Origin of the sequence: uncultured Serinicoccus sp., assembly GCF_947500995.1 — a bacterium.
In the GTDB taxonomy this organism is placed as follows: Bacteria; Actinomycetota; Actinomycetes; order Actinomycetales; family Dermatophilaceae; genus Ornithinicoccus.
This window is the reverse complement of the sequence record NZ_CANMUA010000006.1, coordinates 105,372-122,805: the sequence shown is the minus strand read 5'-3', so window position 1 is coordinate 122,805 and position 17,434 is coordinate 105,372. Positions and strand designations below refer to the sequence as shown.

At 71.3% G+C, this 17,434-nt stretch carries 15 protein-coding genes; all 15 read left to right on the top strand.

The features are described 5' to 3' along the window. The first annotated feature begins 19 nt into the window (after positions 1-19). The 15 genes from Q0967_RS10615 (at position 20) to Q0967_RS10545 (ending at position 17,399) form a co-directional block, all read left to right on the top strand. Positions 20-385 (top strand): NADH-quinone oxidoreductase subunit A, encoded by a 366-nt coding sequence (locus Q0967_RS10615; RefSeq protein WP_010146291.1) that lies wholly within the window; start codon positions 20-22, stop codon positions 383-385. A gap of 23 nt (positions 386-408) precedes the next feature. Further along, positions 409-963, top strand: a complete 555-nt coding sequence (locus tag Q0967_RS10610) for an NADH-quinone oxidoreductase subunit B (RefSeq protein WP_058890547.1) — start codon at positions 409-411, stop codon at positions 961-963. After that, positions 960-1,790: an NADH-quinone oxidoreductase subunit C gene (locus Q0967_RS10605; RefSeq protein ID WP_299449916.1), complete on the top strand. Its 831-nt coding sequence runs from the start codon at positions 960-962 to the stop codon at positions 1,788-1,790. Before Q0967_RS10610 ends, Q0967_RS10605 begins: the two co-directional genes overlap by 4 nt. Then, positions 1,790-3,208, top strand: a complete 1,419-nt coding sequence (locus Q0967_RS10600; protein ID WP_298751490.1) for an NADH-quinone oxidoreductase subunit D — start codon at positions 1,790-1,792, stop codon at positions 3,206-3,208. The genes Q0967_RS10605 and Q0967_RS10600 overlap by 1 nt, the downstream gene beginning before the upstream one ends. Continuing rightward, entirely contained in the window at positions 3,205-4,152 is a 948-nt protein-coding gene (gene nuoE / locus Q0967_RS10595; protein WP_298751492.1) for an NADH-quinone oxidoreductase subunit NuoE, read from the top strand. Before Q0967_RS10600 ends, nuoE begins: the two co-directional genes overlap by 4 nt. Beyond that, positions 4,149-5,462, top strand: coding sequence for an NADH-quinone oxidoreductase subunit NuoF (gene nuoF, locus Q0967_RS10590; RefSeq protein WP_298751494.1), 1,314 nt, complete (start codon positions 4,149-4,151; stop codon positions 5,460-5,462). Before nuoE ends, nuoF begins: the two co-directional genes overlap by 4 nt. After that, positions 5,459-8,002, top strand: a complete 2,544-nt coding sequence (locus Q0967_RS10585; RefSeq protein WP_299449913.1) for an NADH-quinone oxidoreductase subunit G — start codon at positions 5,459-5,461, stop codon at positions 8,000-8,002. The genes nuoF and Q0967_RS10585 overlap by 4 nt, the downstream gene beginning before the upstream one ends. Then, entirely contained in the window at positions 7,999-9,429 is a 1,431-nt protein-coding gene (gene nuoH, locus Q0967_RS10580) for an NADH-quinone oxidoreductase subunit NuoH (protein WP_299449911.1), read from the top strand. Before Q0967_RS10585 ends, nuoH begins: the two co-directional genes overlap by 4 nt. A 103-nt stretch (positions 9,430-9,532) precedes the next feature. Next, positions 9,533-10,132 carry an NADH-quinone oxidoreductase subunit NuoI gene (gene nuoI / locus Q0967_RS10575; protein ID WP_298751795.1) on the top strand — a complete coding sequence of 200 codons (600 nt, stop codon included), beginning with the start codon at positions 9,533-9,535 and terminating at the stop codon, positions 10,130-10,132. Beyond that, complete coding sequence (locus Q0967_RS10570; protein WP_298751500.1) at positions 10,129-11,001, top strand: NADH-quinone oxidoreductase subunit J; 873 nt, start codon at positions 10,129-10,131, stop codon at positions 10,999-11,001. The genes nuoI and Q0967_RS10570 overlap by 4 nt, the downstream gene beginning before the upstream one ends. After that, positions 11,001-11,300, top strand: coding sequence for an NADH-quinone oxidoreductase subunit NuoK (nuoK, locus tag Q0967_RS10565; RefSeq protein WP_058890552.1), 300 nt, complete (start codon positions 11,001-11,003; stop codon positions 11,298-11,300). The genes Q0967_RS10570 and nuoK overlap by 1 nt, the downstream gene beginning before the upstream one ends. 15 nt (positions 11,301-11,315) lie before the next feature. Next, complete coding sequence (gene nuoL, locus Q0967_RS10560) at positions 11,316-13,292, top strand: NADH-quinone oxidoreductase subunit L (protein WP_298751797.1); 1,977 nt, start codon at positions 11,316-11,318, stop codon at positions 13,290-13,292. Further along, a complete protein-coding gene (locus Q0967_RS10555) occupies positions 13,292-14,848 on the top strand; it encodes an NADH-quinone oxidoreductase subunit M (RefSeq protein WP_298751504.1) in 1,557 nt (518 codons plus the stop codon). Before nuoL ends, Q0967_RS10555 begins: the two co-directional genes overlap by 1 nt. Next, positions 14,848-16,395, top strand: coding sequence for an NADH-quinone oxidoreductase subunit NuoN (gene nuoN, locus Q0967_RS10550; RefSeq protein WP_299449908.1), 1,548 nt, complete (start codon positions 14,848-14,850; stop codon positions 16,393-16,395). The genes Q0967_RS10555 and nuoN overlap by 1 nt, the downstream gene beginning before the upstream one ends. Next, a complete protein-coding gene (locus tag Q0967_RS10545; RefSeq protein ID WP_298751508.1) occupies positions 16,392-17,399 on the top strand; it encodes a polyprenyl synthetase family protein in 1,008 nt (335 codons plus the stop codon). The genes nuoN and Q0967_RS10545 overlap by 4 nt, the downstream gene beginning before the upstream one ends. Positions 17,400-17,434 lie beyond the last annotated feature (35 nt).

Below are 17,434 nucleotides of genomic sequence, written 5' to 3'. Positions count from 1 at the left end.
GAAAGGAGTGCTGGCTCTGATGGACTACCACCCGTACCTGCCGGTCGTCTTCTTCCTGCTGTTCGGCCTCCTGTTCGCCTTCGGGTCGGTCTTCGGGGGTGCCCTGCTGGGGCGGACGACCTACAACCGCGCCAAGGCCGAGGCCTACGAGTGCGGGATCCAGCCGACGCCGCAGGCCCACGAGGGTGGCCGTGTGCCGGTGAAGTACTACCTGACCGCGATGCTCTTCATCGTCTTCGACGTCGAGGTGCTCTTCCTCTACCCCTTCGCGGTGGCGTTCGACCAGGTGGGGCTCTTCTCCGTCCTGGCCATGCTGCTCTTCCTGGTGGTGGTGTCGGTGCCCTTCGTCTACGAGTGGAGCAGGGGCGGCCTCGAATGGGACTGAGCACGAGGGAAGTGAGCTGAACGATGGGACTCGAGGACAAGATCCCCGGCGGGATCATGCTGACCACGGTCGAGGGGCTGGCCGGTCACCTCCGCCAGTACTCCGTGTGGCCCGCCACCTTCGGGCTCGCCTGCTGCGCCATCGAGATGATGGCCGTGGGCACGCCCGACTACGACATCGCCCGCTTCGGCATGGAGCGCTTCGCCGCCACCCCGCGGCAGGCCGACCTCATGATCGTCGCCGGCCGGGTGTCCCAGAAGATGGCCCCCGTCGTGCGGCAGGTCTACGACCAGATGCCCAACCCCAAGTGGGTCATCTCCATGGGCGTCTGCGCCAGCTCCGGCGGCATGTTCAACAACTACGCCATCGTCCAGGGGGTCGACCACATCGTCCCCGTCGACGTCTACCTTCCCGGCTGCCCGCCGCGGCCCGAGATGCTGCTCAACGCGGTCCTCGAGCTGCACAAGCAGATCCGGGAGTTCAAGTTCTCGGTCAACCGCGAGGAGGCCGCCCGCGCGGCCGAGTCGGCCGCCATGAAGGCGATGCCGACCAGCGAGATGAAGGGGCTGCTGGCGTGAGCGGGCGGAGCAGCGGTCCGGAGACCCCGGACAAGCAGCCGGTGGTGCACGAGACCACGCAGGACCCGGTCAACGCACCGGAGCGCACCGAGGACCAGAAGGTCAGCCCCACCCACGCGCAGGAGAGCGGTGGCGGCTCGGTCCCGGCCGAGCGCCGTGCCGAGGACCGCGAGCCGGTCCAGGTCGCCCGCAAGAAGGGGATGTTCGGCGGGTCCCTGGGCAACGACACCTCGGGCTACGGCGGGCTGGACGTGCCCGTCCTCATGCCGGGGGCCGCGCAGCGTCCCTACGGCTCCTACTTCGACGAGGTGGTCGACGCCCTCGAGGCCGCGGCGCCCGAGGCCTTCGCCGCCGGTCTGGAGCGGGTGGTGGTGGACCGCGGCGAGCTGACGCTGCACGTGCACCGCGACCACCTGCAGGCGCTGGTGCGCCCGCTGCGCGACGACCCGCGGCTGCGCTTCGAGGTGTGCACCGGGGTCTCGGGCGTGCACTGGCCGCAGCAGACCGGTGCCGAGCTGCACGCGGTCTACCACTTCCAGTCGATCACCCACGGCGTGCGCCGGGTCCGCCTGGAGGTCACCTGCCCCGACGACGACCCGCGCATCCCCTCGATCGTCGCCACCTACCCGACCAACGACTGGCACGAGCGCGAGACCTGGGACATGTTCGGGATCGTCTTCGAGGGCCACCCCGGCCTGACCCGGATCCTCATGCCGGACGACTGGCCCGGCCACCCGCAGCGCAAGGACTACCCGCTGGGCGGCATCCCCGTCGAGTACAAGGGTGCCACCATCCCGGCCCCCGACCAGCGCAGGAGCTACACCTGATGGCGACGACGAACAGCACCGACGAGCAGGTGGCCGGCAGCCCGGCCGACGAGGGCGCGGCATACCTCGAATCGACCCCCACCGACCTGTATGCCGAGGGCGGCCCGACCAGCGACCCGGACGGCGACGCCGTGTTCACCGCCGCCGGCGGGGACTGGGACGACATCGCCCGGGACGTGGCGGCGCTGGGTGCCGAGCGGATCGTCGTCAACATGGGCCCGCAGCACCCGTCCACGCACGGCGTGCTGCGGCTCATCCTGGAGCTGGACGGCGAGACTGTGCAGGAGGCGCGGGCCGGCATCGGCTACCTGCACACCGGCATCGAGAAGAACATGGAGGTCCGTACCTGGACGCAGGGCACCACGTTCTGCACCCGGATGGACTACCTCACCCCCATCTTCAACGAGGCGGCGTACTGCCTGGCCGTCGAGAAGCTGCTGGGCATCACCGACCAGATCCCGCAGCGCGCCAACGACATCCGGGTGCTCATGATGGAGCTCAACCGGATCGGCTCCCACCTCATCGCGGTGGCCACCGGCGGGATGGAGCTGGGCGCCACCACCGTCATGACCATCGGCTTCCGCGAGCGGGAGCGGCTGCTGCGCTTCTTCGAGGCGGTCTCGGGGCTGCGGATGAACCACGCCTACGTCCGCCCCGGCGGCGTGGCGCAGGACGTCCTGCCCGAGCACCTCGACCAGTTCGAGGAGGAGATCCCGCTGCTGCGCCGGGGGATCGGCGAGCTGGAGAAGCTGCTGCTGGAGAGCCCGGTGCTCAAGGGGCGCCTGGTCGACGTCGGCTACCTGTCGCTGGCCAGCTGCATGGCGCTCGGCATCACCGGGCCCATCCTGCGCTCGACCGGCCTGCCGCACGACCTGCGCAAGGACGAGCCCTACTGCGGCTACGAGACCTACGACTTCGAGGTCGTCACCCGCCGCGACATGGACGCCTACAGCCGCCTGTGCATCCGGCTGGAGGAGATGTGGCAGTCCCTGCACATCGCCGAGCAGGCGATCGCGCGGCTGCGGGCCAGCGAGGGCGAGCCGGTCATGGTGGCCGACAAGAAGATCGCCTGGCCGGCCCAGCTGTCGGTGGGCGCGGACGGCCAGGGCAACAGCCTGGACCACATCCGGGAGATCATGGGCGAGTCCATGGAAGCCCTCATCCACCACTTCAAGCTGGTGACCGAGGGCTTCCGGGTGCCGCCCGGGCAGGCCTACGCCGCGGTCGAGTCGCCCAAGGGCGAGCTCGGGGTGCATGCCGTCTCCGACGGCGGCACCCGCCCCTACCGCGTGCACTTCCGGGACCCCAGCTTCACCAACCTGCAGGCGGCCTCCGCGCTGTCCGAGGGCGGACTCGTCGCCGACGTGATCGTCGCGGTCGCCTCGATCGACCCCGTGATGGGAGGCGTGGACCGATGAGTGGGACGCACGAGCGCGAGGACATGCGCAGCCAGCTGGACGAGGCGAGCGAGCGTCGGGTGCACCACAGCGTGCCCGGCCACTCCGACGACGGACCCCTGCACCACCACACCCCGCTGCACGCCTCGGAGGAGCCCTACCCCGAGGACGTGCTGGCCCAGCTCGTCGCCGACGGCGAGCAGGTCATCGCCCGCTACCCGCAGAAGCGCTCGGCCCTGCTGCCGCTGCTGCACCTCGTGCAGTCGGTGGACGGCTACGTCACCGGCCGGGGGGTGCGGCTGTGCGCCGAGCTGCTCGACCTCACCACCGCCGAGGTGAGCGGGGTCGCGACGTTCTACACCCAGTACAAGCGGCACCCCAACGGGGAGTACACCGTCGGGGTGTGCACCAACACCCTGTGCGCCGTCATGGGCGGCGACCAGATCTTCGACGAGGTGAGCGAGCACCTCGGGATCGGTCACGACGAGACCACCGAGGACGGTCGGATCACCCTGGAGCGGGTCGAGTGCAACGCGGCCTGCGACTACGCCCCCGTGGTCATGGTCAACTGGGAGTTCTTCGACGACCAGACCCCGGAGAGCACCAAGGAGCTCACCGACCGGCTGCGCGCCGGCGAGCCGGTGACCCCGACCCGCGGGCCGTCCCGCGTGTGCACCTTCAAGCAGGTCAGCCGGGTGCTGGCCGGCTTCCCCGACGGCCTGGCCGACGAGGGACCCGGCGCGGGGACGGCCTCGCTGCGGGGCACCCTGCTCGCCAAGGAGAAGGGCTGGACCGCACCACGTCCCGACTCCGGGACCGACACCGAGGCCACCCCGGAGGGACAGGCCGGCGGCAGGGCGCAGGGCCAGTACGGCTCGGTCGACGCCGATGCCAACGAGCCCGACGAGGTGCCCACCTCCGAGGGCGTCAAGGACGTCGACGAGACGAAGGGAGACGAGCGGTGAGCACGCAGCTGACCCCGATCCTGTCCGAGTTCTGGGACGCCGAGCGGTCCTGGACCCTGGAGACCTACGAGCAGCACGACGGCTACCGCGCGCTGCGCACCGCCCTCGCCGGTGACGCGGCCGACCTCGTCGCCGCCGCCAAGGAGTCCGGCCTGCGCGGACGTGGTGGCGCCGGCTTCCCCACCGGCATGAAGTGGGGCTTCCTGCCCCCGCCGGACGGCGGCCCCCGCTACCTCGTCGTCAACGCCGACGAGTCCGAGCCGGGCACCTGCAAGGACACCCCGCTCATGATGGCGGCCCCGCAGTTCCTCATCGAGGGGATGATCATCACCTCGTTCGCGATCGACTGCCACCACGCCTTCATCTACGTCCGCGGCGAGATCGTCCACGTCTACCGCCGCCTCATGCGGGCGGTGGAGGAGGCGTATGCCGCGGGCTACCTCGGCAAGGACATCCTCGGGTCCGGGTTCGACCTCGACATCACCGTCCACGCCGGGGCCGGGGCCTACATCTGCGGCGAGGAGACGGCGCTGCTCGACTCGCTCGAGGGACGCCGCGGCCAGCCCCGCCTCAAGCCGCCCTTCCCCGCGGTCGCCGGCCTCTACGCCCGACCGACCGTGGTCAACAACGTCGAGTCCATCGCCTCGGTGCCCTCGATCGTCATGCACGGCGCCGACTGGTTCGCCGGGATGGGGACCGAGAAGTCCCAGGGCTACGGGCTGTTCAGCCTCTCGGGCCACGTGGAGCGCCCCGGCCAGTACGAGGCCCCGCTCGGCATCACCCTGCGCGAGCTCCTGGAGATGGCCGGCGGCATGCGCGGGGGCAAGAAGCTGAAGTTCTGGACCCCCGGCGGGTCCTCGACCCCGATCTTCACCGACGCCCACCTCGACGTGCCCCTGGACTTCGAGTCGGTGGCCGCCGAGGGCTCGATGCTGGGCACCCGCGCGCTGCAGATCTTCGACGAGACGGTCTCCGTGGTGCGGGCGGTCTCGCGCTGGACCGACTTCTACGCGCACGAGTCGTGCGGCAAGTGCACGCCGTGCCGGGAGGGCACCTTCTGGCTCAAGCAGATCCTGGAGCGGCTCGAGGCCGGTCGGGGTCGCCCGGGCGACATCGAGAAGCTGGACGACATCTGCGACAACATCCTCGGCCGCAGCTTCTGCGCCCTCGGGGACGGCGCCACCAGCCCCATCACCTCGGCCATCCAGTACTTCCGGGAGGAGTTCGAGGAGGCCATGCACACGCCCTGGCAGGAGACCTTCCCGGCGGGGCGCAACACCCTCTTCGCGAAGGAGAGCCAGCCCGCATGAGCGTGGAGATCAGTGACCCGACCATCCCCGACGAGGTGGCCGAGGAGGACGTGCCCAAGGTGGAGGTGACCATCGACGGCGTGGAGCTCGCGGTCCCGGAGGGCACCCTGGTCATCCGGGCCGCCGAGGAGGTCGGGATCCACATCCCGCGCTTCTGCGACCACCCGCTGCTCGAGCCGGTCGGGGCCTGCCGCCAGTGCCTGGTGGACGTGTCCACCCCGGACCGCGAGGGCAACCTCAAGCCCATGCCCAAGCCCCAGGCGTCGTGCACCATCGCGGTGTCGCCCGGCATGGTGGTGCGCACGCAGCACACTTCCGAGGTCGCCGACAAGGCGCAGACCGGCGTCATGGAGCTGCTGCTCGTCAACCACCCCCTCGACTGCCCCGTCTGCGACAAGGGCGGCGAGTGCCCGCTGCAGAACCAGGCGATGTCCGACGGCCGTCCCACCTCGCGCTTCGAGGACGTCAAGCGGACCTTCCCTAAGCCGGTCAACATCTCCAGCCAGGTGCTGCTGGACCGTGAGCGGTGCGTCCTGTGCGCCCGATGCACGCGGTTCTCCGAGCAGATCGCCGGTGACCCGTTCATCGCGCTCATCGAGCGCGGGGCCCTGCAGCAGGTCGGCATCTACGAGGAGCAGCCCTTCGAGAGCTACTTCTCCGGCAACACCGTCCAGATCTGCCCGGTGGGGGCGCTGACCGGCGCGGCCTACCGGTTCCGGTCCCGCCCCTTCGACCTCGTCTCCACCCCGAGCGTGTGCGAGCACTGCGCCTCCGGCTGCTCCCTGCGCACCGACCACCGCCGCGGTCAGGTCCTGCGCCGCATGGCCCTCGACGACCCCCAGGTCAACGAGGAGTGGAACTGCGACAAGGGCCGGTGGGCCTTCGCCTACGCCACCCTGCCGGACCGTCTGCACGACCCGGTCGTGCGCGGCAGCGACGGCGAGTACGCCGTCGCCTCCTGGCGCGACGCGTATGCCGCCGCGGCGGCCGGGCTGGCCCGCTCGCGGGCGGCCGGCGGCGTCGGCGTGCTGCCCGGCGGCCGGGTGAGCGTCGAGGACGCCTACGCCTACGCCAAGCTGGCGCGGGTCGCGCTCGGCACCAACGACATCGACCACCGCTCCCGCCCGCACAGCACGGAGGAGGCCGACTTCCTGGCCGCCGCCGTCGCCGGGCAGCGCGAGGTCAGCTACGCCGACCTCGAGGCCGCGCCCTCGGTCCTGCTCGTCGGGCTGGAGCCGGAGGAGGAGAGCCCCATCGTCTTCCTGCGGCTGCGCAAGGGGCTGCGCAAGCACGCCACCCAGGTCTTCGCGGTCGCGCCGTTCGCGACCCGTGGGCTGGAGAAGCTGGACGGCATGCTGCTGTCCTCCGCACCGGGCACCGAGGCGGAGGTCCTGCACGCGCTGGCCCGACGTCGCAGCGACGGCCCCGGCACGGCCGACGACGGCCCGGTCGAGGCGCTGGACGTCAACCCCGTGCACGCCGCCTCCGACGCCCTGGCCGCCGGCTCGGTCATCCTCGTGGGGGAGCGGCTCGCCGCGACCCCGGGGGCGCTGTCGGCCGCCGTGGCCCTCGCGCACACCACCGGCGCCTCCCTGGCGTGGGTGCCCCGCCGCGCCGGCGAGCGGGGTGCCGTCGACGTCGGCGCCCTCCCCGGGCTGCTGCCGGGCGGGCGCCCGGTCGGCGACGCGGGCGCGGTGGCCGAGGTCGCCGACCGGTGGGGCGTGGACGCCCTGCCCGGCACCGTCGGACGGGACGCGACCGGGATCCTCCAGGCCGCCGCGGACGGCGAGCTGGCCGCCCTGGTGGTCGGCGGCGTCGAGATCGACGACCTGCCCGACCCGGCCCTGGCCCGGCGTGCGCTCGAGCGCGCCTTCGTGGTCTCCCTGGAGGTCCGCGAGAGCGAGGTGCACGCCTACGCCGACGTCATCCTCCCGGTGGCGCCGCAGCAGGAGAAGGCCGGTGCGTACGTCACCTGGGAGGGCCGGCTGCGGCCCTTCGAGCGGGCCATCGACAGCGGTGCCAGCTCCGACCACGTCATCCTGGACCGGCTCGCCGACGCCCTCGGCGTCCGCCTCGGCACCGGCACGGTCACCGAGGTGCGCCACGAGCTCACCGGGCTGGACCGGTGGGCGGGCACCCGGCCGAGCGCCCCGACGGTCGCCGCGGCCGGTCCGGCCAGCCCCGCCGACGGCGAGGCCGTCCTCGCCACCTGGCACCACCTGCTGGACGCCGGTCGCCTCCAGGACGGGGAGCCCTTCCTGGCCGGCACCGCGCCCACGGCGGTGGCCCGGCTGTCCGCGGCCACGGCCGCCGACGCCGGTGTCGGCCCCGGCGGGACGGTGCGGGTCTCCACGACCACCGGCTCGCTGGAGCTGCCGGTCGAGGTGACCGCCATGCAGGACGGCGTCGTGTGGCTGCCGACCAACTCCCCGGGCTGCACGGTCCGGGCCACCCTCGGGGTGGACGCCGGGGCCGTGGTCTCGCTGTCCGCCGGCAGCACCGCCGGACCCGAACGACCGACCGCGCGAGGTGAGGCATGAGCCTGCTCACGGCATACCCCGAGGTGTTGACGAGCGTCCCGCTCGTCACGCAGGACCTCCCGGCCGCCGACTTCAGCGACACCCCGTGGTGGCTCTCGCTCTTCAAGGCCTTCCTGCTGTTCGTCTACGTCATGATCTCCGTGGTCATCGTCATCTGGTTCGAGCGGCGCGTCATCGGGCGGATGCAGCAGCGTCCCGGGCCCAACCGGCTCGGCCCGCTCGGGATCCTGCAGACCACCGCCGACGGCATCAAGCTGTTCCTCAAGGAGGACGTCACGCCCAAGGGCGCGGACCGGCTGATGTTCTACGCCGCGCCGCTCATCGTCGCGTCGCTGGCGTTCGTCTCCTTCGCCATCATCCCGCTGGGCGGGGACGTGCAGATGTTCGGGCACACCACCCCGCTGCAGCTGACCGACACCCCGGTCGCGGTGCTGCTCGTCCTCGCGGTGGCCGGCGTGTCCGCCTACGGCTTCGTGCTGGCGGGCTGGTCCTCGGGCTCGACCTACCCGCTGCTCGGCGGGCTGCGGTCCACCGCCCAGGTCATCTCCTACGAGATCGCCATGGGCCTGTCCCTGGTCGCCGTGTTCCTCTACGCCGGTTCGATGTCGACCAGCCAGATCGTCGAGGCGCAGCAGCAGAGCACCGTGCTGGGCATCCCGCTGTGGTACATCGTGCCGCTCTTCTTCAGCTTCGTCGTCTACGTCATCACGATGATCGGCGAGACCAACCGGCTGCCCTTCGACCTCGCCGAGGGCGAGGGCGAGCTCGGCGGCGGGTTCCACACCGAGTACTCCTCGATGAAGTTCGGCATGTTCTTCCTCGGCGAGTACATCAACATGTTCACCGTCTCCGCGCTGGCCACCACGCTCTTCCTCGGCGGGTGGCACGCCCCGTGGCCGCTCAACGTGCTCTTCGACGGGGCCCTGGACTCCGGCTGGTGGGGTCTGCTGTGGTTCACCGCCAAGATGTGGGGCTTCATCTTCTTCTACGTCTGGGTCCGCGGCTCGCTGCCCCGGGTGCGCTACGACCAGTTCATGGCACTGGGCTGGAAGATCCTCATCCCGCTCTCGCTGGTGTGGGTCGTCGCCGTCATGCTCATCCGGTCCGCCCAGGAGGGCTACTTCGGCGAGGGCCGCTGGGTGACCGTGCTCACCCTGGGCGGCATCGGCGTCTTCGTCCTCATCGGTATCCTCCTCTGGGACCGCTACGCGCAGCGTCGTGCCGCGGCACGCGAGGAGGCGCAGGAGGTCCCCGAGGAGATCGACCCGTTCGCCGACGGGTACCCCGTCCCACCCATGCCCGGCCAACGGCTCGTCGAGCCGCGGCCGGCCGTCGAGCAGGCCCGACCGGTGACCGTCGCCGCCGGCCACCGCGACGGCGACGACCCTGGCACCGACCGCACCACCGAGGAGGAGCGCCGTGGCTGACCCGACCGAGCCTCATACCGACGAGCCCGCCCGCACCCACGCCGACAGCACCCCCGCCCGTCGCGGCGAGACCGCACCGGAGGGCGGCACGAAGGAGCCGGGACTGCTCGGCCAGCTCTTCGCCCCGGTAGCGGGCTTCGGCGTCACCTTCGGCACCATGTTCCGCAAGGTGCCGACGCAGGAGTACCCCGAGGTCAAGCGCCCGACGGCACCCCGCTTCCACGGTCGCCACCAGCTCAACCGGCACCCGGACGGCCTGGAGAAGTGCGTGGGCTGCGAGCTGTGCGCCTGGGCCTGCCCGGCCGACGCCATCTACGTCGAGGGCGCGGACAACACCGACGAGGCCCGGTTCAGCCCCGGCGAGCGCTACGGCCGCGTCTACCAGATCAACTACCTGCGCTGCATCTTCTGCGGCCTGTGCATCGAGGCGTGCCCCACCCGGGCGCTCACCATGACCAACGAGTACGAGCTGGCCGACTCCGAGCGGGCGCCGCTGATCTACGAGAAGCACCAGCTGCTCGCCCCGCTGCGCCCGGACATGCTCACCCCGCCCTTCCCCATGGCCGAGGGCATGGAGGAGCGTGACTACTACCAGGGCAAGGTGACCGGGTCCACGCGCGGCCAGCAGGACTACGTCGAGCAGCGGGACGCGGGGCGCGACGACGCCGAGGCCGACGCGGCGCAGGTGGAGGCGCGTTCATGACCCCCGACCGGATCGACGGGATGGAGGTCGGTCTCTTCTGGGTGCTGGCCGTCGTCGCCGTCGCGGGCGCCCTCGGACTCCTCTTCGCCCGCAAGGCGGTGCACGCCGCCATGGCGATGGCCATGACCATGATCAGCCTCGGTGTCATCTACATCGTCCAGCAGGCGGAGTTCGTCGGGATCATCCAGATCTTCGTCTACTCCGGCGCCGTGATGATGCTCTTCCTCTTCGTCGTCATGCTCGTCGGCGTCGACGCCTCCGACTCCACCGTCGAGACGCTGCCCCTGCAGCGGGTGCTCGCCTACGGCCTGGGCGCGCTCTTCGTCGCCGCGTCCGTCTACGCCCTGACCCGCGTCACCTGGCCGGCGGCGGTCGGACTCGACACCGTGCAGGCCGAGGGCACCGTCACCGCCCTGGCCCGCGAGATCTTCGAGCGGCAGGTGCTCACGTTCGAGACGCTGGGGGCGCTGCTCGTCATCGCCGTCATGGGCGCGATGGTCCTGGCGCACCGCGAGCGGCTCACCCCGAAGCGGACCCAGCGTCAGCTCTCCCAGGAGCGGCTGCGGGCCGGCGAGTGGCTGGCCGGCAAGCCCAACCCCGGTGTGTATGCCCGGCACAACGCCGCGGACACCCCCGCCCTGGCGCCGGACGGCAGCCCGGTCGAGGAGTCCGTCCCGCGGGTGCTGGTCGCCCGGGGCCAGGTCACCAACCCGGGGGACTACCGTCTGCCCGCGGGCAGCGGCCGCTCCGACGGGCAGCCCCCGGCCGAGCAGTCCCGCGAGGACCTGCCGACGGGGACCAACGCCGCCACCGACAACGAGATGACCAAGCGGGACGGCAGCGACCGGTCGGACGGGGAGGAGCGCTGATGGGACTCGAGGCCTACATCTACCTGTCGGTGGTGCTCTTCTCCCTGGGTGCCATCACCGTCCTGACCCGGCGGAACACCATCATCGTCTTCATGGGCATCGAGCTCATGCTCAACGCCTGCAACCTGGCGCTGGTCACCTTCGCCCGCATCCACGGCACCCTCGACGGGCAGGTCTACGCCCTGTTCGTCATGGTGGTCGCCGCGGCCGAGGTGGTCGTCGGGCTGGCGATCATCATGTCCATCTTCCGTGCGCGTCGCTCGGCCTCGGTCGACGACGCCAACCTGCTCAAGCTGTAAGGAGCGCTCGTGTCTGTGCACGACCTGAGCCACGGGCTGGCCACCCTCAGCCTCGCGGCGGCCGAACACGAAGGCGGAGCGAGCGCCGTCCACGCCACCCAGGCCGACGGCCTCGCGGCCTTCGGCTGGCTGCTCGTCGCCCTGCCGCTCGTCGGCGCGGCCGTCCTCCTGCTCGGTGGCCGGACGACCGACCGGTGGGGGCCGGCCCTGGCGACCGCGCTGTCCTGGGGCAGCTTCGCCGTCGGAGTCCTCGTCATCGTCCAGCTCACCGGGCTGGCGCCGGAGGAGCGCTCGCTCTCGGTGCCGCTGTGGGACTGGGTGAGCGTGGGCGAGCTGTCGCTCTCGGCCGGCCTGCTGCTGGACCCGCTGTCCCTGGCCTTCGTCATGCTCATCACCTTCGTGGGCAGCCTCATCCACGTCTACTCCCTCGGCTACATGGCGGACGACCCGGACCGGCGCCGGTTCTTCGCCTACCTCAACCTCTTCGTCGCGGCGATGCTCATCCTCGTGCTCGCCGACTCCTACCTGCTGCTCTTCGTCGGCTGGGAGGGCGTCGGCCTGGCGTCCTACCTGCTCATCGGCTTCTGGAACTGGAACCCCGACTACGCCGCGGCCGCCAACAAGGCGTTCGTCGTCAACCGGGTCGGTGACGTCGGGCTCATCACCGCCATGGCGATCATGCTCGCGACCTTCGGGGCGCTGGACTTCGCGACCGTCCACGGCAGCGCCGGCGGGGCGAGCGACCTCACGCTCACCCTCATCGGCCTCGCGCTGCTGCTGGGGGCCTGCGGCAAGTCGGCGCAGTTCCCGCTGCAGAGCTGGCTCGGGGACGCGATGGCCGGCCCGACCCCGGTGTCGGCGCTCATCCACGCGGCGACGATGGTCACCGCCGGCGTCTACCTCATCGCCCGCAGCCAGGCGATCTACGACCTCACCCCGGACGCCCGGCTGGTCGTGGCGATCGTCGGGGCGGTCACCCTGCTCTACGGAGCGTTCGTCGGCTGCGCCAAGGACGACATCAAGAAGGCCCTCGCGGCCTCCACGATGAGCCAGATCGGCTACATGATGCTGGCGGTCGGGCTGGGCCCGGTCGGCTACCTCTACGCGATCTTCCACCTCGTGACGCACGGCTTCTTCAAGGCCAACATGTTCCTCGGGGCCGGGTCGGTCATGCACGCGATGGGCAACCGGGTGGACATGCGCCGCTTCGGTGCCCTGCGGGCGGACATCAAGATCACCTGGCTCACCTTCATGGCCGGGTGGCTCGCCATCATCGGCTTCCCCTTCACCGCGGGCTGGTACTCGAAGGACTACATCATCGAGACCGCCTTCGCCGAGCCGGGCTGGCGGGCCTGGGTGTTCGGCGGGGTCGCGCTCCTGGGTGCCGGGATCACGGCGTTCTACATGTCCCGGTTGTTCTTCATGACCTTCTTCGGCACGGCCCGCTGGCACGAGGACGCCCACCCGCACGAGTCGCCGCTCGTCATGACCGTCCCGATGATGGTCCTGGCCCTCGGGTCGCTGGTCCTGGGCGTCGTGCTCTACCCGACCGGGGTCATCACCGGGTGGCTGGAGCCGGTCTTCGGCCACGCCGAGCACGGCGAGCCGCTCATCCCGGTCCTGGCGATCCAGATCCTCGCCTTCGTCCTCATGCTGGTCGGGGCCGGGCTGGCCTGGGTGATGTACGGCCGGCGCGAGGTCCCGCAGACCGCGCCGGAGGCCGGGCCGCTGACCCGCGCCGCCCGACGTGACTTCTACCAGGACGGCGTCAACGACGCGCTGTTCACCGGCCCCACCATGACCCTGGCGCGGACCTCCGTGGAGGTCGACAGCGTGCTGGTCGAGGGGACGGTGACCGGTGGCACGACCGGCGGGCTCAACGGCCTGTCCCGAGTCCTGCGCCGCGCGCAGAACGGCTTCGTCCGCTCCTATGCCCTGACGATGCTCCTGGGCGTCGTCGTGATCCTCGGTGCCGTCTGGGTGATGCAGTGATGAGTTTTCCCTGGTTGACCACGCTGCTCGTGCTGCCGCTCGTCGGCGCGCTCGTGGTGTCCCTGCTGCCCAAGGGCAGCACCATCGTCCGCCCCGTCGCCCTCGGCGTGGCCCTGCTGACCCTTGTCGTCGGCATCGGTGCGGCCACCCAGTTCCGGATCGGGGGCGGCACCGCGGGAGAGCCGTTCCAGCTCACCGAGGTCTACTCCTGGATCCCGCAGTTCGGGGTGTCCTACGCCCTCGGGGTCGACGGCATCTCGCTGTCGATGATCCTGCTCGGGCTGGTGCTCGTGCCCATCTGCATCGTCGCCGCCTGGGACGACGTGCCGGCCGTGGGCCGACGGCAGCACGCCTACTTCGCGCTCATGCTGGCGCTCACCTCGATGATGGTCGGCGTCTTCGCGGCCATCGACGTGTTCCTCTTCTACGTCTTCTTCGAGGCGATGCTCATCCCCGTCTACTTCCTCATCGGGGTCTTCGGCGGCAGCCGCCGGGCACGGGCGGCCACCTCCTTCCTGCTCTACTCGCTGGCGGGCGGGCTCATCATGCTCGTCGCCGTCATCGGGGTCTACCTCGCGGGCCCCCGGGGCACCGACGGGTTCCTGCTGTCGAACCTCACCGGCATGGACCTCTCGGTGGAGGCCGGACGGTGGCTGTTCGTCGGCTTCTTCATCGCCTTCGCGATCAAGGCCCCCATGTGGCCGGTCCACACCTGGCTGCCGCTGGCCGCCGAGCAGGCCCGCCCGGCGACGTCGGTCCTGCTGGTGGGCGTCCTCGACAAGGTGGGCACCTACGGCATGATCCGCTTCTGCCTCACGCTGTTCCCCGAGGCGAGCCAGTGGGCCACCCCGGTGGTCCTGGCCCTCGCGCTGGTGTCGCTCTTCGTCGGGGCGTTCCTGGCCATCGGCCAGACGGACATGCTCCGGCTCATCAGCTACACCTCGATCAGCCACTTCGGCTTCATCGTGCTGGGCATCTTCGCCTTCACCACGGTGAGCCAGACCGGGGCGACCCTCTACATGGTCAACCACGGCTTCACCACCGCCGGGCTGTTCCTCGTCGCCGGCATGCTCATCGTCCGTCGCGGCTCGCGCGACCTGCGGGACTTCGGCGGCTGGCAGCGGGTCACCCCGCTGGTGGCCGGTGCGCTGTTCGTCTCGGGCATGTCCGGCCTGGCCCTGCCCGGGCTGAACTCGTTCGTCAGCGAGTTCCTCGTCATCGTCGGCACCTTCGGGCGGCACCCGTGGATCGCGGTCATCTCCGCGATCGGGGTCATCCTGGCGGCCGTCTACATCCTCGTGATGTACCAGAAGGTCGCCACCGGCCCCCGGCCGGCCGGACCCGAGGTCGAGGACGTCACGGACATGAGCGGCCGGGAGAAGTGGGTGGTCGCCCCGATCATCGCGGCCTTCCTGGTGCTCGGCTTCTACCCCAAGCCGGTGCTCGACCTGCTGGAGCCCGCCGTGCAGCAGACGCTGCAGACGGTCGGGATCAGTGATCCGGCGCCCGCCGTCGACACCGCCGCCAACCACTCGACCGAGGGGAGTGACCACTGATGGGTGGCTCCATGTTCGTCGCGCCCGAGATCAACTACACGGCGCTGCTGCCGATGATCATCGTCTTCGTCGGTGGCCTGGTGGGGGTCACGGTCGAGGGCTTCGCCTCCCGGCGCACGCGGTATGCCGTGCAGGTCCCGTTGTCCGTCGCGACCCTCGTCCTGGCGCTGCTGGCGCTGGTCCTGCTCGGCCGGGACAACGAGGGCATCACGGCGGCCGGCACGGTGGCCGTGGACGGGGTCACTCTGGCCCTGCAGGGCCTGGTGCTCGTGCTGTCCGTCCTGGGCCTGCTCGTCATGAGCGAGCGGTTCGGCGGGGAGCAGCCCGACGCCTTCACCCAGTCCGGGGTGTCCACCCCGGGCTCGGCGGAGGAGACGCTCGCGACCAAGGTCGGGGCGACCACCACGGAGGTCTACCCGCTCACCCTCATGTCCGTCGGCGGCATGATGCTCTTCGTCGCGGCCAACGACCTCATCCTGCTCTTCGTGGCGCTGGAGATCCTCTCCCTGCCGCTCTACGTCCTGGCCGGCCTGGCCCGGCGTCGCCGGCTGCTGTCGCAGGAGGCCTCGCTCAAGTACTTCCTGCTCGGCAGCTTCTCCAGCGCCTTCTACCTCTTCGGCGCGGTGCTGCTCTACGGCTACGCCGGCTCGACGAGGTTCTCCGACATCGCAGCGGCCATCAGCAGCAACGTCGGCATGGACGGCCTGCTCGTCCCGGGCGTCCTGCTCGTCGCCGTCGGGCTCCTCTTCAAGGTCGGCGCCGTGCCCTTCCACGCGTGGACCCCCGACGTCTACCAGGGCGCCCCGACCCCGGTCACCGGCTTCATGGCGGCCTGCACCAAGGTCGCGGCGTTCGGCGCGATGCTGCGCGTGCTCTACGTCGCCGTCGAGGGCGCCCGGCTGGAGTGGCAGCCGGTCATCGCCGTCGTCGCCGCGCTGTCGATGGTGGTCGGCGCCCTGCTGGCGATCGTCCAGACGGACGTCAAGCGGATCCTGGCCTACTCCTCGATCGCCCACGCCGGGTTCATCCTCACCGGCGTCGTCGCCCTGGACGTGGCCGGCGTGTCGAGCACGATGTTCTACCTCGCGACCTACGGCTTCATGACGATCCCGGCGTTCGCCATCGTCGCCCTGGTGCGCAGCGCGGGGACCGAGGCCACGCTCGTCGACCAGTGGGCGGGCCTGGGGCGCCGCTCGCCGTGGATCGCGGCCAGCTTCACCTTCCTGCTCATGGCGTTCGCGGGGATCCCGCTGACCTCCGGCTTCACCGGCAAGTTCGCGGTCTTCTCCGCGGCGGTGAGCCAGGGCTGGGCCTGGCTCGCGGTCGTCGGCGTGCTCGCCAGCGCCGTCACGGCCTACATCTACTTCGTCCTGGTCGTGCAGATGTGGCTGGGTGACCCCGGCGACGCGCCCGGGACCGTGGTGGTGCGCCCGTCCTGGATGACGTCGTTCGCGATCCTCGTGGGCGTCGCCATCACCCTGGCCCTCGGGGTCATGCCCTCCCCGGTCCTGGACCTCGCGCAGAGCACCGCGGCGTTCCTGCGGTGAGCACGGCTGCCGTCCCGGGCTCCGACGACGCGCTGACCGGGCGGGTCCAGACCGGGCTGGACCGGGTCGCGGTGCGCCTCGAGGAGGTCGTCGACCACGACGACCCCTTCATCGCGGAGGCCAACCTGCACCTGGCGCGGGCGGGCGGCAAGCGGTTCCGGCCCCTGCTCACCCTGCTGACCAGCGAGGTCGGCCGGGGATGGGACGACCAGGTGGTGGACGCCGCGGTGGGCGTGGAGCTCACCCACCTCGCCTCGCTCTACCACGACGACGTCATGGACGAGGCCGACCTGCGGCGGGGCGTGCGGAGCGCCAACGCCCGCTACGGCAACGCGACGGCGATCCTCGTCGGGGACCTGCTCTTCGGCACCGCCTCCGCGGTGGTGGCCGGCCTCGGCCCCGAGGCCGTCAAGATCCAGGCGGAGACCTTCATCCGGTTGTGCGCGGGCCAGATCCGGGACGACCGCCAGGGCGCCACCTCGCCGGGCGCGGACGGGCACGACGCGGCGGTCGAGGCATACCTCTCCATCCTCGCGGACAAGACCGGGTCCCTCATCGCCACGGCCGCGCGCTACGGCGCGATGTTCGGCGGCTGCGACGAGGGCACCGTCCGCACGCTCACGGCCTACGGCGAGACCCTCGGGGTCGTCTTCCAGCTGGCCGACGACCTGCTCGACGTCTCCTCCGAGGCCGACGCCTCGGGCAAGACCCCCGGGACCGACCTGCGCGAGGGGAAGGCGACCCTGCCGGTGCTCTACGCCCGGGGGAGCTCGGACCCGGCCGACGCCCGCCTGCGCGAGCTGATCTCGGGTCCGATCGAGGACCCCGCCGAGCTGGCCGAGGCCCTGGAGCTGCTGCGCGCCCACCCGGCGATGGCGCAGGCCCGGGAGCGCACGCTCGCCATGGCCGCGCAGGCGCGCTCGCTCCTGGAGGACCTGGAGCCCTCGGCGGCGGTGGACGCCCTGCGCGCGCTGGTCGACGGCGTCGCCGACCGCTCCCGCTGACCGCCCGGGTCCGGGGGAGCGGTCGGCGCGGGCCG